20 protein-coding genes are annotated in these 19,960 nt (G+C 73.2%); 12 read left to right on the top strand and 8 right to left on the bottom strand.

What is annotated here, in order from left to right; all coding sequences use genetic code 11:
• The first annotated feature begins 51 nt into the window (after positions 1-51).
• The 3 genes from LV457_RS04940 to LV457_RS04930 are packed head-to-tail and all read left to right on the top strand — an operon-like array spanning position 52 to position 3,042.
• Complete coding sequence (locus tag LV457_RS04940) at positions 52-1,278, top strand: 5-(carboxyamino)imidazole ribonucleotide synthase (RefSeq protein WP_308192162.1); 1,227 nt, start codon at positions 52-54, stop codon at positions 1,276-1,278.
• Positions 1,265-1,822, top strand: a complete 558-nt coding sequence (gene purE, locus LV457_RS04935) for a 5-(carboxyamino)imidazole ribonucleotide mutase (RefSeq protein ID WP_232169428.1) — start codon at positions 1,265-1,267, stop codon at positions 1,820-1,822. Before LV457_RS04940 ends, purE begins: the two co-directional genes overlap by 14 nt.
• 50 nt (positions 1,823-1,872) lie before the next feature.
• Positions 1,873-3,042 (top strand): acyl-CoA dehydrogenase, encoded by a 1,170-nt coding sequence (locus LV457_RS04930; protein WP_232169427.1) that lies wholly within the window; start codon positions 1,873-1,875, stop codon positions 3,040-3,042.
• A gap of 6 nt (positions 3,043-3,048) precedes the next feature.
• Here the strand turns inward: LV457_RS04930 and LV457_RS04925 are convergent, their stop codons facing one another.
• Both LV457_RS04925 and LV457_RS04920 read right to left on the bottom strand, forming a co-directional pair.
• A complete protein-coding gene (locus tag LV457_RS04925) occupies positions 3,049-3,774 on the bottom strand; it encodes a TIGR03089 family protein (protein WP_232169962.1) in 726 nt (241 codons plus the stop codon).
• Entirely contained in the window at positions 3,762-5,267 is a 1,506-nt protein-coding gene (locus LV457_RS04920; RefSeq protein WP_232169426.1) for an LCP family protein, read from the bottom strand. Before LV457_RS04920 ends, LV457_RS04925 begins: the two co-directional genes overlap by 13 nt.
• Positions 5,268-5,335: 68 nt before the next feature.
• Between LV457_RS04920 and rfbD the strand changes: the two genes are divergently transcribed.
• From rfbD to LV457_RS04905, 3 genes are read left to right on the top strand one after another with little or no spacing between them, the layout of a single operon-like run.
• On the top strand, positions 5,336-6,196 hold the full coding sequence (rfbD, locus tag LV457_RS04915) for a dTDP-4-dehydrorhamnose reductase (protein ID WP_232169425.1): 861 nt from the start codon (positions 5,336-5,338) through the stop codon (positions 6,194-6,196).
• Positions 6,197-6,255: 59 nt separating this feature from the next.
• Positions 6,256-7,113, top strand: coding sequence for a glycosyltransferase family 2 protein (locus LV457_RS04910; protein WP_232169961.1), 858 nt, complete (start codon positions 6,256-6,258; stop codon positions 7,111-7,113).
• A 1-nt stretch (position 7,114) separates the two neighbouring features.
• On the top strand, positions 7,115-8,194 hold the full coding sequence (locus tag LV457_RS04905; protein WP_232169424.1) for a sugar phosphate nucleotidyltransferase: 1,080 nt from the start codon (positions 7,115-7,117) through the stop codon (positions 8,192-8,194).
• 78 nt (positions 8,195-8,272) lie between these two features.
• Here the strand turns inward: LV457_RS04905 and LV457_RS04900 are convergent, their stop codons facing one another.
• From LV457_RS04900 to cofD, 3 genes are read right to left on the bottom strand one after another with little or no spacing between them, the layout of a single operon-like run.
• Positions 8,273-8,812 (bottom strand): NUDIX hydrolase, encoded by a 540-nt coding sequence (locus LV457_RS04900; RefSeq protein ID WP_232169422.1) that lies wholly within the window; start codon positions 8,810-8,812, stop codon positions 8,273-8,275.
• Positions 8,809-10,152 (bottom strand): coenzyme F420-0:L-glutamate ligase, encoded by a 1,344-nt coding sequence (locus tag LV457_RS04895; protein WP_232169420.1) that lies wholly within the window; start codon positions 10,150-10,152, stop codon positions 8,809-8,811. Before LV457_RS04895 ends, LV457_RS04900 begins: the two co-directional genes overlap by 4 nt.
• On the bottom strand, positions 10,149-11,141 hold the full coding sequence (gene cofD, locus LV457_RS04890) for a 2-phospho-L-lactate transferase (RefSeq protein ID WP_232169419.1): 993 nt from the start codon (positions 11,139-11,141) through the stop codon (positions 10,149-10,151). Before cofD ends, LV457_RS04895 begins: the two co-directional genes overlap by 4 nt.
• A gap of 330 nt (positions 11,142-11,471) precedes the next feature.
• Here cofD and LV457_RS04885 point away from each other — a divergent pair, with 330 nt between their 5' ends.
• Entirely contained in the window at positions 11,472-11,810 is a 339-nt protein-coding gene (locus LV457_RS04885; RefSeq protein WP_308192171.1) for a WhiB family transcriptional regulator, read from the top strand.
• Between the two features lie 27 nt (positions 11,811-11,837).
• Here LV457_RS04885 and LV457_RS04880 read toward each other — a convergent pair whose 3' ends face one another.
• Positions 11,838-12,260 (bottom strand): metallopeptidase family protein, encoded by a 423-nt coding sequence (locus LV457_RS04880; protein WP_232169959.1) that lies wholly within the window; start codon positions 12,258-12,260, stop codon positions 11,838-11,840.
• 142 nt (positions 12,261-12,402) lie between these two features.
• Here LV457_RS04880 and LV457_RS04875 point away from each other — a divergent pair, with 142 nt between their 5' ends.
• Positions 12,403-12,843 carry a DUF3499 domain-containing protein gene (locus LV457_RS04875; RefSeq protein ID WP_232169418.1) on the top strand — a complete coding sequence of 147 codons (441 nt, stop codon included), beginning with the start codon at positions 12,403-12,405 and terminating at the stop codon, positions 12,841-12,843.
• A gap of 6 nt (positions 12,844-12,849) precedes the next feature.
• Here LV457_RS04875 and LV457_RS04870 read toward each other — a convergent pair whose 3' ends face one another.
• Positions 12,850-13,545 carry a cyclopropane-fatty-acyl-phospholipid synthase family protein gene (locus tag LV457_RS04870; protein ID WP_232169417.1) on the bottom strand — a complete coding sequence of 232 codons (696 nt, stop codon included), beginning with the start codon at positions 13,543-13,545 and terminating at the stop codon, positions 12,850-12,852.
• 244 nt (positions 13,546-13,789) lie between these two features.
• Between LV457_RS04870 and LV457_RS04865 the strand changes: the two genes are divergently transcribed.
• From LV457_RS04865 to LV457_RS04850, 4 genes are read left to right on the top strand one after another with little or no spacing between them, the layout of a single operon-like run.
• A complete protein-coding gene (locus LV457_RS04865; protein WP_232169416.1) occupies positions 13,790-15,193 on the top strand; it encodes a phosphomannomutase/phosphoglucomutase in 1,404 nt (467 codons plus the stop codon).
• A complete protein-coding gene (locus LV457_RS04860) occupies positions 15,190-16,245 on the top strand; it encodes a TobH protein (RefSeq protein ID WP_232169415.1) in 1,056 nt (351 codons plus the stop codon). Before LV457_RS04865 ends, LV457_RS04860 begins: the two co-directional genes overlap by 4 nt.
• The gene (gene manA / locus LV457_RS04855) at positions 16,242-17,468 is read left to right on the top strand and encodes a mannose-6-phosphate isomerase, class I (RefSeq protein WP_232169414.1); all 1,227 of its coding nucleotides are present in this window, start codon (positions 16,242-16,244) and stop codon (positions 17,466-17,468) included. Before LV457_RS04860 ends, manA begins: the two co-directional genes overlap by 4 nt.
• A 24-nt stretch (positions 17,469-17,492) precedes the next feature.
• The gene (locus LV457_RS04850) at positions 17,493-18,437 is read left to right on the top strand and encodes a DUF808 domain-containing protein (protein ID WP_232169413.1); all 945 of its coding nucleotides are present in this window, start codon (positions 17,493-17,495) and stop codon (positions 18,435-18,437) included.
• Between the two features lie 7 nt (positions 18,438-18,444).
• Here the strand turns inward: LV457_RS04850 and LV457_RS04845 are convergent, their stop codons facing one another.
• The gene (locus tag LV457_RS04845) at positions 18,445-19,938 is read right to left on the bottom strand and encodes an NAD(P)/FAD-dependent oxidoreductase (RefSeq protein ID WP_232169412.1); all 1,494 of its coding nucleotides are present in this window, start codon (positions 19,936-19,938) and stop codon (positions 18,445-18,447) included.
• Positions 19,939-19,960 lie beyond the last annotated feature (22 nt).

The raw sequence follows: 19,960 nt of genomic DNA, 5'->3' as shown, positions 1-19,960 counted from the left end.
GTCAACGGCCCGCGCACCGGCCGCGGGTCGACCGCATGAAAGCATGTCCCGGTGTCGAATCCCCGTGGCGGTCGAACCCCCAAGGTGGCGATGGTCGGTGGCGGGCAGCTGGCGCGGATGACCCATCAGGCGGCGATCGCGCTCGGGCAGTCGCTGCGGATCCTCGCGGTCTCTCCCGACGACCCGGCGGCGCAGGTGTCTCCCGACGTGGTGATCGGCGCGCACACCGACCTCGCCGCGTTGCGGGAAGCCGCCGCCGGCGCCGATGCGCTGACCTTCGACCACGAGCACGTCCCGCCGGAGCTCCTGGAGCAGCTGGTCGCCGAGCGCGTGCCGGTGTATCCGCCGCCGGCTGCGCTGCTGCACGCCCAGGACAAGCTGGTGATGCGCCGCAGGCTCTCGGCTTTGGGTGCGCCGGTGCCGCGGTTCGCGGCGGTGACCGGTCCCGACGATCTCGAGGCGTTCGCGCGCGAGGTCGGGGGCCCGCTGGTGGTCAAGGCCGCCCGCGGCGGCTACGACGGCCGCGGCGTCAGCCTCACCGACGACCTGGCGGCGGCCCACGAGGCGGTGGCGCGGTATCTGGCCGGCGGGGTCGCGGTGCTGGTGGAGGAGCGGGTTGCGATGCGCCGCGAGCTGGCGGCGCTGGTGGCGAGGTCGCCGTTCGGGCAGGGCGCGGCCTGGCCGGTCGTGGAGACCGTGCAGCGCGACGGCATCTGCGTGGAGGTGCTGGCCCCGGCGCCCGGCATCGACCCGGCTCTCGGCGCCGAGGCCGAGCAGCTGGCGCTGCGGCTGGCCGCCGAGCTGGGCGTGGTGGGCCTGCTGGCGGTGGAGCTGTTCGAGACGCCCGACGGCCGCCTGCTGGTCAACGAGCTGGCGATGCGGCCGCACAATTCGGGGCACTGGAGCATGGACGGTGCCCGCACCGGCCAGTTCGAGCAGCATCTGCGGGCGGTGCTCGACTATCCGCTGGGCGATACCACGCCGCTGGCACCGCTGACGGTGATGGCCAACATCCTCGGTGCGCCGCAGCAGCCGGCGATGAGCACCGACGAGCGGCTGCACCACCTGTTCGCGCGGATGCCGGACGTGCGGGTGCACCTCTACGGCAAGGCCGAGCGGCCGGGCCGCAAGATCGGCCACGTCAACCTGCTGGGCGAGCCGGGCCGCACGGTCGACGACGCCTACATCGCGGACCTGCGAGAACGCGCCCAGCGGGCGGCGTACTTCGTGTCGCACGCCGAGTGGACGGACGGATGGGACCCGCATGGTACCCGATGAGCGCGTGCGCGAAGAGCATGTGCCCGCCCGCGGCGGTCCGCGCGTCGGGCTGATCATGGGCAGCGACAGCGACTGGCCGGTCATGGAGGCCGCGGCGCAGGCGCTCGCGGAGTTCGACGTGCCGTTCGAGGTGGGCGTGGTGTCGGCGCACCGCACGCCGCAGCGCATGCTCGACTACGCCGCCGGCGCCGCGGGCCGCGGCATCGAGGTCATCGTCGCCGGCGCGGGCGGCGCCGCTCACCTGCCGGGCATGGTCGCGTCGGCGACGCCGCTGCCGGTGATCGGGGTGCCGGTGCCACTGGCTCGCCTCGACGGGCTGGATTCGCTGCTGTCGATCGTGCAGATGCCGGCCGGTGTCCCGGTGGCCACGGTGTCCATCGGCGGCGCCCGCAACGCCGGCCTGTTGGCGGTGCGCATCCTGGGCGCTTCGGACCCCGCGCTGCGCGGCCGCATCGAGCGGTTCCAGCGCGAGCTCTCCGACCTGGTGCTGGAAAAGGACCGGGCGCTGCGCGACCGGTTATTGGGCGCCGATGGGGACGCGTAAAGTTACCGACGAGTAGCTCGCTCGCGACACGCACGCGCAAGGAGGCCGAGATGGCTGGTTGGGCCGGAAATCCGTCGTTCGACGCATTCAAGCTCCCCGAGGAGCACGACGAACTGCGCGCCGCGATCCGCGCGCTCGCCGAGAAGGAGATCGCCCCGTACGCGGCCGAGGTCGACGAGCAGTCCAGGTTTCCGCAGGAGGCGCTCGACGCGCTGAACGCGTCCGGGTTCAGCGCGATCCACGTCCCCGAGGAGTACGACGGGCAGGGCGCCGACTCGGTGGCCGCCTGCATCGTGATCGAGGAGGTGGCGCGGGTCGACACCTCGGCGTCGCTGATCCCGGCCGTCAACAAGCTCGGCACCATGGGCCTGATCCTGCGCGGCTCCGAGGAGCTGAAGAAGCAGGTGCTCCCGTCGATCGCCGCCGGCGAGGCGATGGCGTCCTACGCGCTGTCCGAGCGGGAGGCCGGCAGCGACGCGGCCGCGATGCGCACCCGCGCGAAGGCCGACGGCGACGATTGGATCCTCAACGGCGCCAAGTGCTGGATCACCAACGGCGGCAAGTCCACCTGGTACACCGTCATGGCCGTCACCGACCCGGACAAGGGAGCCAACGGTATCTCGGCGTTCATGGTGCACGCCGACGACGAGGGTTTCACGGTCGGGCCGAAAGAGCGCAAGCTCGGCATCAAGGGCTCGCCGACCACCGAGCTGTACTTCGAGAACTGCCGCATCCCGGGCGACCGGATCATCGGCGAGCCGGGCACCGGCTTCAAGACCGCGCTGGCGACGCTCGACCACACCCGCCCCACCATCGGGGCCCAGGCCGTCGGCATCGCCCAGGGTGCGGTCGACGCCTGTCTGCAGTACGTCAAGGAGCGCAAGCAGTTCGGCCGCCCGATCGGCGACTTCCAGGCCGTGCAGTTCATGCTCGCCGACATGGCGATGAAGGTCGAGGCGGCGCGGCTGATGGTGTATTCGGCCGCGGCGCGCGCCGAGCGCGGCGAAGGCAACCTCGGCTTCATCTCCGCGGCGTCGAAGTGCTTCGCCTCCGACGTTGCGATGGAGGTCACCACCGACGCGGTGCAGCTGTTCGGCGGCTACGGCTACACGCAGGACTTCCCGGTCGAACGGATGATGCGCGACGCGAAGATCACCCAGATCTACGAGGGCACCAACCAGATCCAGCGCGTCGTGATGTCGCGGGCACTGCTGAGGTGAGCCGCGCTACGCCAGCAGCGCCGTGACCTTCTCCATGGTGCGGCGGCGCGGCATCGCGGCGGCGTCGGGATGGGCGACCTGCACCAGCGAGGCACCCGCCGCGAACACCGCCAGCAGGTTGGCCACCACCTCGTCGGCGTCGCGCCACGGGGCGGTCGACATGATCCGGTCGCCGGCGGTGTAGCCCCTCGCCTCGGCGACCGTGGTCGCCTGGGCTGCGACCTGCGCCGGTGATGCCCCGGCCAGCGCGGGGCCGGGATTCCGCTCGGCGGCGACGGTGTCGCCGTGCACCCGCACCGCGGTGGCGTAGTCGGTGACGCCGATCGGAAGGTCGGGCACCGGCTTGCCGAACGGATCGAGCGACAGCACCGCGACCTCGCCGCCGCCCGCCGCCGCGTCGGCCTCGTCGAGCCGGTCGGCGGTGCACAGCGCCAGGTCGGCCGGACCGCCGCCGATCACCGCCTCCGCCCCGATCCACCAGATGCCGAACAGCACCGCTGCGGTCTGCCAGTGCGCGGGGAGCAGCACCGCGGCCCGGGTGCCGGGCGCGGCGCCCAGCTCGTCGCGCAGCAGGTTGCCGGTCTTGGCCGCCCAGTTCGCCAGCGTCACCGCCGACAGCTCGATCCGCTCGCCGGTGGCGTCGTCGTAGTAGGTGATGCGCGGGCCGACGGGGTCCGACCGCACCAGCGGCTCCAGCAGCAGCCCGGTGAGCGTCTCGGTCAATTGACGCAGGCCGGGTCGTCGGAGCCCGCGGTGAGGATGGCCGGGGGAGGCGGCGGCGCGTCGGTGGCGGTGGCGTCTTCCGTCGTGGCCGACACCAGCGGCACCGTGGGGTCGCTGCCGTCGAGACCGGAGCCCGGTCCGGCGTAGTCGTCCGAGAGCACCACGCGCACCGTGCCTTCCGGCACCGAGGGCACCGCGACGACGGGCAGCCCGCCGAGGTCCTTGGCGACGGCCTGCGCGCCGAGGTCGTCGACCCTGGCGGCCTGGACCTGGGTGCGGGGGACCGCCCCGGTCTCGTTGTTGCCGACGTTGCCCGCGGTGAACCCCTTGTCGGTCAACACCGTCGACACGTTCGCGGCCAGCCCATTGATGTCGGTGTCGTTGAGGACGTCGACCGTGGTCTTGTCGGGCGAATAGGCGAGTTCCTCGGTCTTGCCCTCGGCCTGCCCGTCGAGCAGCCCGGTCACCCACTCCTTGACCGCGACCGGGTCGACGCGCACCACCGACTGCATGCCGTCGTCGCTCCACCCGGATTCGGTGATCACCGGGATGGTGGAGAAAGCCACGTTGCCCGCCGCCAGCGACTGCAACTGGTCGATGAAGTCCATGATGTCCCAGCCTTCGCTCAACACCACCGAGCGCTGGATGGCGTCCTGCAGCCGGTTCAGCGTGGCGGGCGAGGACAGCGTCTTGCTCGAGATCACCTGGTGGGCCAGCGACGCCATCACCACCTGCTGGCGCACCACCCGGTCGAGGTCGCCGCGCGGCAGGCCGTGGCGTTGACGGACGAAGCTCAGCGCCTGCGGCCCGTCGAGCTTCTGCCAGCCCGCCGGGAAGTCGGCACCCGAAAGGGGTTCGTACACCGCGTCTTTCAGGCAGACGTCGACGCCGCCGAGCGCATCGGTGATCAGCGAGAAGCCGAGCAGCCCGATCTCGGCGTAGTGGTCGACGGTGACGCCGGTGAGGTCGGCCACCGTCTCGATGAGCGCCTCGCGGCCCGCCTCGGTGGCCCGCGGCTCGGCCTGCGCCGGGTCGACGCCCTGCCGTTCGACGAGCTCGGTCATGCGCTCGGCCTTCACCTGCCCGAAGACGCCGTTGATCTTCGTCTTCCCCAGACCCGGTGCGGCGGTGTAGGTGTCGCGGGGAATCGAGATGGCGGTCGCGGAGCGCCCGTTGTTCGGGATGCGGACCAAGATGATGGTGTCGGTGTTGGTGGAGACGTCGTCGCCGGCGCGCAACGTCGCCAGCTCTTCCGCCGACAGCGGATTGCCGTGCGCGTCGGTGCGACTGTCCAGCCCGACGAGCAGGATGTCGACGGCGCCGTCCTCGCCGCCCTCGCCCAACAGCGGGCTGCTGATCTGGTTGATGCCGTCCTCGAACGACCGGATGCGACTCCACGCGACCCCGGTGCTCACCACGATGGCGAGCGCGAGCAGCGTGGCGGCGGCGCGGACCACGCCGCGGGCACCGACGGCGGTGCGGTGCGCAACGTCGGCAGGCATCAGTTCAGGCTACTGGGGGCCGCGCCGCGCGCGGTGTAAGCCGGGACCGGCGTGCCAGACTTGCCGCCATGTCGCCGCGGATCGTCATCACCGGTGCGGCCGGCCTGGTCGGTCGGACGCTCGCGGCTCACGCCCGGGCCGCCGGGCGCGAGGTGGCGGCGCTGAGCCACGCCGAGTGGGACGTCGCCGATCCGGCCGCCGGGTTCGACCGGGTGCGGGCGGGCGACGTGGTGGTGAACTGCGCGGCGTGGGCGCAGGTGGACGCCGCCGAGGCCGACCCCGCCGGCGCCCAGCGGGTCAACGGGGACGGGCCGGGCCATGTGGCGCGGGTCTGCGCGGCCGCCGGCGCCGGCCTCGTGCAGCTGTCCACCGACTATGTGTTCGACGGGTCGGCGGGCCGGCCGTACGACGTCGACGACGAGCCGGCGCCAATCTCGGCGTACGGCCGGACGAAGCTGGCGGGCGAGCGGGCGGCGCTGGCGGCGCTGCCGGACACGCGCGTCGTCCGCACCGCCTGGCTCTACGAGGGCCGCGACGGCGGGGACTTCGTCGCGGTGATGCGCCGTAAGGCCGCCGGCGGCGATGCCGTCGACGTGGTGGCCGACCAGGTCGGCTCGCCGACCTACGTCGTCGACCTGGTGGGGGCGCTGCTGCAGATCGTCGACGAGACGCTGCCCGGCCCGGTGCTGCACGCCGCGGGGGCGGGCGCCACCAGCCGCTACGAGCTCGCGCGGGCGGTGTTCGAGCTGGTGGGCGCCGATCCGGCGCGGGTGCGGCCCGTCGACAGCAGCGCCCATCCGCGACCCGCGCCCCGGCCGCCGTACTCGGCGCTGTCCTCGGCGGGCTCGGCCCGGGCCGGCCTGCGGCCGCTGCGGTCCTGGCGGGCGGCGCTCGCCGAGGCGCTGGCCGCCGCCGGCCACGGGATGTGAGGGCCCGCGGGGCCACCGTTACCCTCTACGCCGTGACCGACGACGCGCTGCCCGGCCGGCTGGCCGTCGTGACGGTGACGTACTCACCGGGGCCGCACCTCGACCGGTTCCTGGCGTCGCTCGGGCACGCCACCACCCGCGAGGTGTCGGTGGTGCTGGCCGACAACGGCTCGGTCGACGGCAGCGTGGAGGCGGCGGTGCAGCGCTATCCGAACGTCGAGCTGCTGCGCACCGGCGGCAACCTGGGCTACGGCAGCGCCGCCAACCGCGGTGTCGCCCACACGCCCGCCGACGAGTTCGTCGTCGTCGCCAACCCGGACGTGCAGTGGGGCCCGGGCAGCATCGACGCGCTGCTGGACGCCGCCCTGCGCTGGCCGCGCGCCGGCGCGCTGGGGCCGCTGATCCGCGACCCCGACGGATCGGTGTATCCGTCGGCCCGCCACCTGCCCAGCCTGGTGCGCGGCGGGATGCACGCCGTCGTCGGGCCGCTGTGGAAGTCGAACCCGTGGACCGTGGCCTACCGCCAGGAGCGCCAGGAACCCAGCGAACGTCCCGTCGGCTGGCTCTCGGGCAGCTGCCTGTTGCTGCGGCGCAAGGCCTTCGACGAGGTCGGCGGGTTCGACGAGCGCTACTTCATGTACATGGAGGACGTCGACCTCGGCGACCGGCTCGGCCGCGCCGGCTGGCAGAACGTCTACGTGCCGAGCGCGGAAGTGCTGCACGACAAGGGCCACGCCACCGGGCGCGACCCGGCCACCAACCTGGCGGCACACCATCGCAGCACCTACACCTATCTGGCGGACCGGCACCCCGGAGTGTGGCAGGCTCCGCTGCGGGGAACGATTCGGGCTGCGTTGCGGGCGCGCGCCGCGCTGGTGGTCCGGCAAGCGCGACGGCAGCGCGCGCAAGGAGGATGACATGGCTGATCCGGCGAAGGTGGACGCCGTGGTGCTGGTCGGCGGCAAGGGCACCCGGCTGCGGCCGCTCACGCTGTCGGCGCCCAAGCCGATGCTGCCCACCGCCGGCCTGCCGTTCCTGACCCACCTGCTGTCGCGCATCGCGGCGGCGGGCATCGAGCACGTCGTCATGGGCACCTCCTACAAGGCCGAGGTCTTCGAGGCCGAGTTCGGCGACGGCTCCAAGCTGGGCCTGCAGATCGACTACGTCACCGAGACCGAACCGCTGGGCACCGGCGGCGGCATCGCGAACGTGCGCCACAAGCTGCGCCACGACACCGCGCTGGTGTTCAACGGCGACGTGCTGTCGGGCGCCGACCTCGGCGCGCTGCTGGACACCCACACCGCCAACGCCGCCGACGTCACCCTGCACCTCGTGCGGGTCGGCGATCCGCGGGCGTTCGGCTGCGTGCCCACCGACGCCGACGGCCGGGTCACCGCCTTTCTGGAGAAAACGCAGGATCCGCCGACCGACCAGATCAACGCCGGCTGCTACGTGTTCAGCCGCTCGGTGATCGACGCGATCCCGCGCGACCGGCCCGTCTCCGTCGAGCGCGAGGTGTTCCCGCAGCTGCTCAGCGACGGGCTGCGGGTGTACGGCTACGTCGACGCGACCTACTGGCGCGACATGGGCACGCCGGAGGACTTCGTGCGCGGTTCCGCCGACCTGGTCCGGGGCATCGCGCCCTCACCCGCGCTCGGCGGGCACCGCGGCGAGTTCCTCATGCACGACGGCGCCGCGGTGGCGCCCGGCGCGCTGCTCATCGGCGGCACGGTCGTCGGGCGCGGCGCGGAGATCGGGCCGGGCGCCCGGCTCGACGGGGCGGTCATCTTCGACGGGGTCAAAATCGAGGCCGGCTCGGTGATCGAACGCTCGATCGTCGGATTCGGCGCCCGCATCGGCCCGCGGGCCCTCATCCGTGACGGCGTGATCGGCGACGGGGCCAACATCGGCGCCCGCTGCGAGCTGCTGCGCGGCGCCCGGGTGTGGCCGGGCGTCACACTGCCCGACGGCGGCCTGCGCTTCTCGACCGACGTCTGACACCCCCGCGAACGTTGATTACCCGTCGGCTTTCGCGGCCTGTCGGCGACGGGTAATCCACGTTCGGCGGAAGTGGGGTCAGCGGCGGGCGGCGGCGCGGGCGACCAGCGCCCGCAGCGCGGCGTCGGACTCCGGCGGCAGCGCGTCGACGGGCCACCACCGCAGGTCCAGCGACTCGTCGCTGAGCACGGGTTCGGCGCCCGGCGGCGCGACCGCCAGGAACTGGATGTCGAGGTGACGGGTCGGCACGCCCAGCGAGCAGGTGATCGGGTGCACGTGGAGCCCGACAGGCGCCGGGTGGAGCGTCAGGCGCGCGATGCCGGACTCCTCGGTGGCCTCGCGCAGCGCCGCCGCGGCGATGTCGGGATCGGTGTCCTCGCAGTGGCCGCCGAGCTGCACCCAGCGCCCGATCCGCGGGTGCAGCGTCAGCACCACGCGCTCGCCGGCCGCGTCGAGCACCGCGGCCGACGCCGTCACGTGGCCGGGCTCGCAGTCGCGCCGGCAGGCGTCGGGGCGGGCCAGCACGAACGCCAGCACCGCGTGGCGCAGCGCGTCGGCCGCGGCGTCGGGCGGCGCCCAGTCGCGCAGCACCGCGACGGTGGAGTCGTGCAGGCTCACCGCTGCACCAGCAGGGGTTCGACGCCGGCCGGCTCGCGGGGCTCGGGCGGCGTCTCGGGGTAGCCGACCGCGACGGCGCCCAGCGGCTCCCAGTCGGCCGGCAGCTCGAGCACGTCGCGGGTGTCGGCGGGCGCGAAGATCGTCGACCCTACCCAGCAGCTGCCCACGCCGCGCACCGCCAGCGCCACCAGCAGCCCCTGCACGGCGGCGCCGGCCGCGACGGTGAACATCGTGTGCTCGGCCGCGGTGCGGCGCGCATCGGGGTAGTGGTGCGCGCCGTCGGGCACCAGGCACGGGATCACCAGTTCCGGTGCGTCGTAGAGGAGCCGGCCTCTGGCGACGCGGCGGTCGACGGCCTCGGGCGGCAGTCCGTCGGCGGTGAGGTCGGCGCGCCAGCGGGCGGCCAGCGTGTCGAGCAGCCGGCGCCGCCGGTCGGCGGAGCGCACCCACACGAACCGCACCGGCCGGGTGTGGTGCGGCGCCGGCGCGGTGAGCGCCTCGGCGACCGCGGCTTCGACGAGCTCCGGCGGCACCGGGTCGGCGGTGAACCGCCGCACCGAGCGCCGCAGCAGCTGCGCCTGGCGGCGGCCCAGCGCAATGGCCTCCGCGGTGCCGAGCCAGAACAGGTCCTCTTCGCCGGGCCGCAGCAGCTGCCGGGCGGTGGAACCGTCGTCGGGCAGGTCGAGCCCGCGCACCACCGCGACCGGCACGCCGGTGAGCTTGCCCTTGACCAGATCGGCCGCCGCGGCGATCTCGTCGGCCACGGCCACCTCGGTGACGACGAGCTCGTTGCCGAACCGGTCGTGCTGCCCGGCGTACCCGAACAGCACGGGCACCCCCGCCGCGCCGATCGCGGCGTCGATCTGCCCGGTGCGCCACGCGCGTCCCATGGTGTCGGTGACGACCACGCCGACGGTGACCCCCAGCAGCTCGCGCAGCCGGTCGCGCAGGGCGGCCGCGCTGGCGTCGGGGTCCAGCGGCAGCAGCGCCAACTCGGTCGAAGAGACGTTGGAGCCGTCGACGCCGGCCGCGGCCTGGATCAGGCCGAGCGCGTTCTCGGTGATCAGCGTGCGGCCCTTGCGCGCCAGCACCCGCACGGCCTCGGTGTCGATCAGCTTGCGCCGCAACGTATCTCGCTCCTCGGGATCGGCGGGTGCGGCGACGATGCGGCCCTCGGTCTTGGAGAGCACCTTGCTGGTGACGACCACCACGTCGCCGTCGGCGAGCCAGGGTGCGGCCGTCGCGAGCGCTGCGGCGAGGTCGTCACCCGGCCCGAACTCGGGGAGCCCGGTCACCGGCAACAGCTCCACGGCGCCGGCCGTGCCGTGGTCGCGGGTCACCGCAGCTCCGCTGCGAGGTCGAGTCCGTGCCGCACCATCGCAGCGGTGGTCGGCGGATCGGTCATCAGCAGCGGCACGGATCGCACGGCCACGCCGTCGATCTCGGCGGCGTCGCCGGTGTGCACCAGCCAGCCGTCGAGGACGCCGGTGCGCGACCGGGCGCCGTAGTGCGCGCCGACCGCCTCCGAGGTCGGTGCCACCCCGATGACGCGCAGACACTCGTCGGCCATGCCGCGCAACGGTTTTCCCGCGACGATCGGGGAGTAGCCGATGACGGGCGCGGCGGTGGTGCGCAGCGCGGCGCGGATCCCCGGGATGGCCAGCACGGCGCCGATGGACACCACCGGGTTGGACGGCGCCAGGAACACGACGTCGGCGCCGGTGATCGCCTCGACGACGCCCGGTGCGGCAGTGGCCTTTTCGGCACCGACGAACGCGAAGCTGTGTGTCGGGAGCTGCGCCCGGTAGCGCACCCACCATTCCTGGAAGTGGATGGCGCGCCGGGCGTCCGGGTCGTCGGCCTCCGGGTCGGTGACGACGACGTGGGTTTCGCAGCGGTCGTCGCTGACGGGCAGCAGCCGGGCGCCGGGGGACCAGCGGTGGCACAGCGCCTCGGTGACCGCCGACAGCGGATAGCCGGCGCGCAACATCTGGGAGCGCACCAGGTGGGTCGCCAGGTCGCGGTCACCGAGGCCGAACCAGTCGGGCTGCACGCCGTAGGCGGCGAGTTCCTCCTTCGCGTTCCAGGTCTCGTCGCGGTGCCCCCAGCCGCGGTCCGGGTCGACGACGCCGCCGAGGGTGTACATGCAGGTGTCGAGGTCCGGGCAGATCCGCACGCCGTGCATCCAGGCGTCGTCGCCGACGTTGACGACGGCCGTCAGCTCATGGGAGTCGGCGGAGCCGCCGAACCGGCCCAGGCCGAGCGCGTGCTGCACGCCGAGCAGGAACCGGGCGCCACCGACGCCGCCGACCAGAACGGTGACCTTCACAGCGCTCGACCCTAACCGTCGCGACGGTGCCGGCACGCGCCCCGGGCGGCGGAGCGAAAGACACGCCGAGAATCACGACGCGCCGAATTGTCGGTGGTCAATGGTAATAATTCTGGTTTTGGCGCTTGACCGGACAAGATCAGCCGTGTCTAATCACATCAGTGTCATTTCCCGGTTCGCCAGCCGGTTCCGGTGTCGCAGACCGAGATTCGATCACTTGTTCGAAGTGGCCGACGATCACATCTTCATAGTGTTCCGCGTCGACGACATCAGGGAAATCAACGAATCGAGGAGGGCGAAAACGTGACTTTCGAGAGTTTCTCGCACTCGATGGACCTCACACCGCAGATTCCGGCGAGCCCGGCTGCTGTGGACGCCATGCGGCGTCCGCATCTCAGCCTGGTCTCCGACCGGACGGATCCGGTGATCGAGCCCGTCGGGGAAGAGTGGGACGACCTGTGGCAGGAGCGCGCGCTGTGCGCGCAGACCGATCCCGAGGCGTTCTTCCCGGAGAAGGGCGGCTCCACCCGCGAGGCCAAGCGCATCTGCTCGGGCTGCGAGGTGAAGGACGCCTGCCTGGAGTACGCACTGGCCAACGACGAGCGCTTCGGCATCTGGGGCGGGCTCTCGGAGCGGGAGCGCCGGCGCCTCAAGCGCGGCATCATCTGACGCCCGCGCCGCCACCGGCCACCGGCGTCAGTCGTCGCCCATCGTCGGGTCGATGACGGACGGCTCGACGCCCAGATACTGCGCCACCTCCGCCACCAACAGCTCGTGCAGCAGGTCCGCGAGCTCGTCGGCGTCCTTCGCCCGACGCTCGATCGGCCTGCGGAACAACACAATTCGCGCCCGGGTCGCATTCCCCCGCACGTCCACGCCCGCCGGGATCAAGCGGGCCAGCGCGATCGGCCCGTCGGCCACCACCTCCGGCGGCCACTGCACCGACTCCGGGTCTTTGGGGGAGATCCGCGGGATCTCGTCGACCGCGATGTCGAGCGAGGCCACCCGGTCCTGCCACCGCCGCTCGATCGGTTCGTAGGCCTCCAGCACCGCCATGTCGAACCGCTCCGCGCGGCTGCGCCAGCCCGGCAGGGTCGACGGCAGCAGCGGCCCCCGCATCCCGCGGCCGCGGCGCCGGCCCGCCGGCCGCCCACCCCGGCGCCGATCACTCACCGGCCGATCGTAACGGTTTGCGCACCGGCCCCAGCGGCGCTGCGTGTCCCGCCCCGAAGCCGCGCTGCGCCGCGATAGCCTCACCGACGTGAATGTTCCCCGTCGCTGCTGTCGGCCCGGGTGCCCGCACTATGCCGTGGCGACGCTGACGTTCGTGTACTCCGATTCCACGGCGGTGATCGGGCCGCTGGCCACCGTGCGCGAGCCGCACTCGTGGGACCTGTGCGTCGGCCACGCCGGGCGGATCACCGCGCCGCGCGGCTGGGAACTGGTGCGCCACGCCGGCCCGCTGCCGGAGAACCCCGACGAGGACGACCTGATCGCGCTCGCCAACGCGGTCCGCGAGGGCAACGGTACCGCCGGCGGCGGGCGAATCGTCGCCGGCTTCTCGGACCCGGCGCCGGGCACCTACGGCACCGCGCCCGTCATGCCGGCCGGGGCCGCGCCGCAGCCGGCGCCGCTGGGTCGGCAGAGTCCGGGGCGTCGTCGCGGTCACTTGCGCGTGCTGCCGGATCCGCCGCAGGACTGACGGCCGTCAGTCGGTCAGCACCATCATCGACGCGCCGCCCAGCAGGCGGATGGCGAAGTCTTCGTTGACGGCGCGCAGCGCTCGCCGGCCGACGCTGGTGACCTTCGTCCGCAGCGCGCGGTTCGGCAGCAGCTCGGCGCCGTGGGTGTAGTTCCAGTCGACGACGTGGTAGCCGCAGTCGGCGAGCGTCGCCAGCGCGGTGTCCTTGTAGAAGTAGTGCAGGTGGCCGATGCTCTTGCGCGCGCCCATGATCGAGCGGCCGCGCAGCAGGCCCTGCACCGAGAGGTCGAGCGGGATGTGGAACAGGTGGCGCGGCGCCCGCGGCCGCAGCGCCCGCAGGAAGGACATGTAGTCGTCGATGTGCTCGAACACGTCGATGGCCAGCAGCACGTCCGGCGGCTCGGCGTCGACGGCAAGGTAGTCGGCGTGGTGGAACCGCAGCCGGTCGGTGGCCTTGGGCGCCGCGATGGCATAGGCCTGCGGTGAGATGTCGTATCCGGTGAGCCGCGCGTTCGGGAAGCGGTCCGCGAGGTGCACCAGGATCTCGCCGGATCCGGTGCCCACCTCGACGATGTGGTCGGTGGGCACGGAGTTGCGCTGCAGGATGTCGGCGATCCACTGCGCCTTGAAGGGTGCGTCGGCGGCGTGCCAGTCCGGGTTGTGCGCCAGGTACTCGCCGGTCTCGTAGGGGGAATCCGTCATCGTCACCCTCGTCCGTCGCGTCGTCTGAGCCGGCCGATGCGCGACCGGAGCGGTGGGATCTCCGCCGCCGCACAGCATCGCAGATCCGCTCGCCGGCACCGGCGGTGGGTTTGCCGGCGCCGGTGCCAATTTCGGGCGGAGGCCGGCGGATCGGCTCACCGGGCCAGAGGTCGGGTGCGGCCGTGGACCGCCCGCTACGCTGGGCGCAAGCTCGCCGTCCGCCCGTCAGGAGTGTTGCTCGCCCATGTCCTTCTCCGCCGCGCAGGTCGACCGCGTCATCAAGGCCTACGACGTCCGTGGGCTGGTGGGGGAGGAGATCGACGAGGCCTTCGTCGCCGCCGTCGGCGGTGCCTTCGCGCGGCTGGTCCGAGACGAGCAGGCGGCGCCGCGCCGCGTCGCCGTCGGCTACGACATGCGGCCCAGCTCGCCCGCGCTGGCGGCGGCATTCGCCGACGGGGTGAGGAGCCAGGGCCTCGACGTGGTCCGCATCGGGCTCGCCTCGACCGACCAGCTGTACTTCGCATCCGGGCACCTCGACTGCCCCGGCGCGATGTTCACCGCGAGCCACAACCCCGCGGCGTACAACGGCATCAAGCTGTGCCGCGCCGGCGCGAAGCCCGTCGGCGCCGACACCGGCCTGCGCACCGTCGCCGCCGACGTCGTCGCCGGTGTCCCCGCGTTCGCCGGCGCGCCCGGCACGATCACCGACGTCGACGTGCTCGAGGACTACGGCGCCTTTCTGCGGTCGCTGGTCGACCTCACCGTGAGCCGGCCGCTGACGGTGGCGGTCGACGCCGGTAACGGCATGGCCGGCCACACCGCCCCGGCCGTGTTCGGCCCGCTGCCGGGCATCACGCTCGAACCGCTGTACTTCGAGCTCGACGGTTCGTTTCCCCACCACGAGGCCAATCCGCTGGAGCCGGCCAACCTGGTGGACCTGCAACGATTCGTCGGTGCCGTCAACGCCGACATCGGCCTGGCCTTCGACGGGGACGCCGACCGCTGCTTCGTCATCGACGAGCAGGGCAACGCCGTGTCACCGTCGGCGGTCACCGCGCTCGTCGCCGCCCGCGAGCTGGCCCGCGAACCCGGCGCCACCGTCATCCACAACCTGATCACCTCGCGGGTGGTGCCCGAGCTGGTCGCCGAGCGGGGCGGCGCGCCGGTGCGCTCGCGCGTCGGGCACTCCTACATCAAGGCGCTCATGGCGCAGACCGGCGCCATCTTCGGCGGTGAGCACTCCGCGCACTACTACTTCCGGGACTTCTGGGGCGCCGACTCCGGCATGCTCGCCGCGTTGCACGTGCTCGCGGCGCTCGGCGAGCAGCAGCGGCCGCTGTCGGAGCTCATGGCCGACTACCAGCGCTACCACGCCTCCGGGGAGATCAACTTCCGGGTCGCCGACGCGCCGGCCTGTGTCGACGCCGTGCTCGCCCACTTCGGCAGCCGGGTCGCCGACGTCGACCACCTCGACGGGGTGACGGTCGACCTCGGTGGCGGCACCTGGTTCAACCTGCGGACCTCCAACACCGAACCGCTGCTGCGGCTCAACGTCGAAGCCCGCACCGCGGCCGACGTCGCGGCGCTCGTCGACGCCATCGGCGCGCAGGTCGAGGCGGCGGCCGCCCTGGACCGGGCGGCGCCGTGAGCGCACCGAGCTCCGCACCCGACCTCGACGACGCCGAGGGGCTGGCCGCCGCCGATCGCGACGGGCTGCTGCGGGCGGTCGCCACGGCCGGGGCCAGCGTGCGCGCCGTCGCCGCGACCGCCGCCGAGGGTGGGCTCGACGCGCTGCGCGACTCCCGCCCGCGCAGCGTCGTGTGGATCTCCGGGCGGGGCACCGCCGGAACCGCCGGGGCGTTGCTCGCGGCCGGCTGGGGTGCGACGAGCGTGGCCCCGATCGCGCCCGCGAGTGGCGTGCCGCCGTGGGTCGGTCCGCTCGACGTCGTCGTCGTCGCCGGTGACGATCCCGGCGACCCGGCGTTGGTGGCCGCCGCCTCCGGTGCGGTGCGCCGCGGCGCCCGGGTGGTGGTCGCCGCGCCGTTCGAGGGACCGCTGCGCGACGCGACCGCGGGCCGGGCGGCGGTGCTCGCGCCCCGGCTGTGGCTGCCCGATGCGTTCAACCTGAGCCGCTACCTGGCCGTCGGGCTGGTGACGCTCGCCGCGGTCGACCCGGTCGGCGGTGTCGACGTCGCGGCGCTGGCCGACGCCCTGGACGCCGAGGCGCTGCGCAACGCCCCGGCGGCGGAGATGTTCACCAACCCCGCCAAGGCGCTGGCGCAGCGGCTGTCCGGCGACCCGGCGGTGCTCACCGCCGACAGTGCGGCGCTACTCGCGGTCGCCCGGCACGGCAGCGCGACGCTGCTGCGCATCGCCGGGGCCGCGGTGCCGGCGGCGGAGCTGCCCGACGTGGTGACGGCCTCGCGCGACGGCATGCTCGCCACGGCCCGCGCGGTGACCGACATCTTCCACGACGACGAGCTCGACGGGCCGCGGCCGGGCCGCACCCGCGTGCTGGCGTTGGCGGCCCGCGACGAGCGGGCGGTGGTCGCCGCCCGGTTGGCCGCCGTGCCGGACGTCGACTTCCTCGACGTCGACGAGGCCGACACCGTCGTCCGCGGAGACCACGAGCCGGCCGTGCTGGCGGTGCGGCTGGAGATGGCGGCGGTGTACCTGCGGCTGCTGCGGAGCCCGGTGTGAACCGGCTGCGCGGCGCGGTGCGCACCTACGCCTGGGGATCGCGCACGGCGATCGCCGACTTCACCGGGCGTCAGACACCGACGCCCCATCCCGAGGCGGAGCTGTGGTTCGGGGCGCACCCGCAAGACCCGGCGTACCTGGAGACCGAGTCCGGCGAGCTGAGCCTGATCGACGCGGTGAACGCCGATCCCGACGGCCAGCTCGGTCCGGCCACCCGGCGCCGCTTCGGGGACCGGCTGCCGTTCCTGCTCAAGGTGCTCGCCGCCGACGAGCCGCTGTCGCTGCAGGCCCACCCCAGCGCCGCCCAGGCCGCCGAGGGCTTCCGTCGCGAAGAGGCCCAAGGCATCCCGATCAACTCGCCGACGCGCAACTACAAGGACGCCAGCCACAAGCCCGAGCTCATCGTGGCGCTGGGGCGGTTCGAAGCGCTCGCCGGGTTCCGCGACCCGGCCGACACCGTCGCGCTGCTGACTGCGCTGGCGGTGCCGCGGCTGGACCCGTACGTGGCGCTGTTGGCGGGTTCGTCGCCGGCCGACGGCCTGCGCGCGCTGTTCACCACCTGGATCACGATGCCGCAGCCCGGCCTCGACGAGCTGATCCCGGCGGTGATCGACGGGGCGATCGCCTACCTGCGTTCGGGCGCAACACGATTCGGCGCCGAGGTCCGCACGGTGCTCGAGCTGGGCGAGCGGTATCCGGGCGACGCGGGGGTGCTGGCCGCGATGCTGCTCAACCGGCTCACCCTGGCGCCGGGGGAGGGCATCTACCTGCCCGCCGGCAATCTGCACGCCTACCTCGAAGGCATCGGTGTGGAGGTGATGGCCAACTCCGACAACGTGTTACGGGGCGGGCTGACCCCCAAGCACGTCGACGTGCCGGAGCTGCTGCGGGTCCTCGACTTCCAGCCGGCCACGCCGGCGTCGCTGCGGCCGCAGACCGTGCGCGACGGCGCGGAGTCGTTCTACACCACGCCGGCGGCGGAGTTCGCCGCGTCGTGCGTCCACCTCGACGGCGAGCTCCTGGGTCACGAGGTGGACGCGGCCGTGCGCCACGACGGGCCGCAGATCCTGCTGTGCCTGGCCGGCTCGGTGCACGTCCACGCCAAGACGGATTCGCTGACGCTGCGGCGGGGCGAAGCGGCCTGGGTGGCGGCCGACGACGGCCCGATCCGGATGGTCGCCGACCGGCCCGCCCGGCTGTTCCGGGCGACCGTCGGTATCTGATCCGCTGACGACAGGGGAGGGCATGTGAGCGCCGGTCTGTTCGGTTTGCTCGACGACGTCGCGGCGCTGGCGCGGCTCGCGGCGGCATCGGTCGACGACATCGGCGCCGCGACCGGCCGCGCCACCGCCAAGGCCGCGGGCGTGGTGGTCGACGACACGGCGGTGACCCCGCAGTACGTCAGCGGCATCGCCGCCGAGCGCGAGCTGCCGATCATCAAGCGCATCGCGGTCGGCTCGCTGCGCAACAAGCTGCTGTTCATCCTCCCGGCCGCGCTGCTGCTGAGCCAATTCGCGCCGCGGCTGCTCACCCCGATCCTCATGCTCGGCGCCACCTATCTGTGCTTCGAGGGCGCGGAGAAGGTCCTGGCCCGCATCCTCGGAACGGGCGGCCACGACGCCCATGCGGCAACGGTCACCGGCACCGGCCGCGACGCCGAGGACCAGATGGCCAGCAGCGCGATCCGCACCGACTTCATCCTGTCCGCCGAGATCATGGTGATCGCGCTGAACGAGGTGGCGGCCGAGCGTTTCGTGCCGCGGCTGCTGATCCTGGTGGTCGTCGCGGTGGTGATCACCGCCGCGGTCTACGGCGTCGTCGGGGCGATCGTCAAGATGGACGACGTCGGACTGGCGCTGGCGCAACGGGATTCGCGGTTCTCGCAGCGGTTCGGCCGCGGCCTCGTGGTGGGGATGCCGAAGCTCTTGGCCGCGCTGTCGGTGATCGGCACCGTCGCGATGCTGTGGGTGGGCGGCCACATCCTGCTGGTCGGCAGCAACGAGCTCGGCCTGCATCCGCCCTACGAACTGGTGCACCATGCCCAGGAGGCGGTCCACTCCGCGGTCGCCGGTGTCGGCGCGGTGCTTTCGTGGCTGGTGAACACCGCGGCGTCGGCGGTGATCGGTCTGGTCGTCGGGGCGCTGGTGCTCGCGGTGGTGCACGCGCTGCCGTTGCGGCGCGCCGAGCACTGACGGCCGGTCAGCGCCCGGCGGCCACCGGTTGCCTGCGTCGGCGGGCGGCGCGCTTCTCGGCGATCAGCGCGCCCATGTTGTGCCGGATGGTGCGGCCCAGCACCTTGGGTGAGGGCACCATGTAGAGGCTGTCGAGCAGGCTGAAGCGGCGCAGGAACCATTCCGCCAGCACCGGATCGGTCTCGGCGGCGCCGAGGAACTGGTCGAACAGTCCACCGACCGGGCCGTACCAGCGCGGCGCCGGACCCGACGCGTTGTGCAGCGCGTGGTCGCCGATCGCGTTCATCATCCAGACCGGGAACGTCGTCTTCGCGGTGGCCTTCGCCAGCCGGCGCGGCAGCCCCGCGGGCCCGGCGGCGAGCGCGGTGCGCAGGTTGCCGGCCTGCAGCGACGTCATCGTCATGCCCTGGCCGTAGGTCGGGTTGAAGCTCACCACCGCGTCGCCGAACGGGATGATGCCCTCGGGGAACTCGGCCATCTTGTCGTACCGACGCCAGCGGCTCATCGGGTACTTGTGGAACGCCATCTCGCCCAGCGGCGTCCCCTGGCGCATCGCGTGCGCGAAGTGGGCGGGCAGGATCTCGTCGGCCAGCGCGCAGATCTCGTCGAAGGTGCGCGGCGGCTCGGCCTTGCCGGTGCCGAACGTGGTGACGTTCCAGTTGCCGTCCTCGTAATACAGCGCCCCGAGGCCGATCGGCTGTTCGCGCGACGCGCCGGCGACCACCACCTTCTCCCGCAGCAGCCCCTCGGGGATGTGCACGCGGTGCGTCGCGTAGGTGATGCCGACGTCGACGGTGTCTTCGCGCGGGCGGCCGTACCCCCAGGTCTCCAGCCAGACCGGCAGCCGGGTGCCGCGGCCCGTCGCGTCGACGACGAGGTCGGCGGCCACGGTGCTCGCGACACATTCCCCGTCGCTGCGCTCGCCCGCGTCGCATTCCCCGTCGCTGCGCTCGCCCCCGACACATTCCCCGTCGCTGCGCTCGCCCCCGACGCATTCCCCGTCGCTGCGCTCGCCCCCGGCATCGAGGACCACGCCGGTCACCCGCCGGGCGGTGGGGTCGTAGGCCGGTTCGCTGACCCCGCGGCGCACCAGCTCGACGTTCGGGATGGCCAGCGCGCGACGGCGGATCTGCCACTCCAGATGCGGCCGGCTCGGCACGTAGGCGGTGAACTCCTCTCGCAGCGTGTGCTGGGTGCCGAGCACATGTCCGGCCGCGCCGAAGTGGATGCAGTCCGGCCGGTTCTCCAGCATGGGCACGCCGGCGGCGACCATCTCGTCGAGCAGGCCGGGGAACAGCGCGTCGAACTCCGCCGCCCCGCGTGCCATCAACAGGTGCACGTGGCGGCCCTGCGGCACCGCGGTGCGGTTCGCCGGCTGCTCGGGCAGTTCGTCGCGTTCGAAGACCGTCACCCGGTCGTAGACATCGGACAGCACGCGTGCCGCGCACATGCCGGCGATGCTGCCCCCGATGACCACGGCATGATCGGTACTCCACCCCATCGGACGCACTGTAGTCGGTACA

The organism is Mycobacterium sp. MYCO198283, assembly GCF_021213805.1.
Classification (GTDB): Bacteria; Actinomycetota; Actinomycetes; order Mycobacteriales; family Mycobacteriaceae; genus Mycobacterium.
Note: the sequence above shows the minus strand (reverse complement) of the source record. Positions and strands in the feature narration are given on the sequence as shown.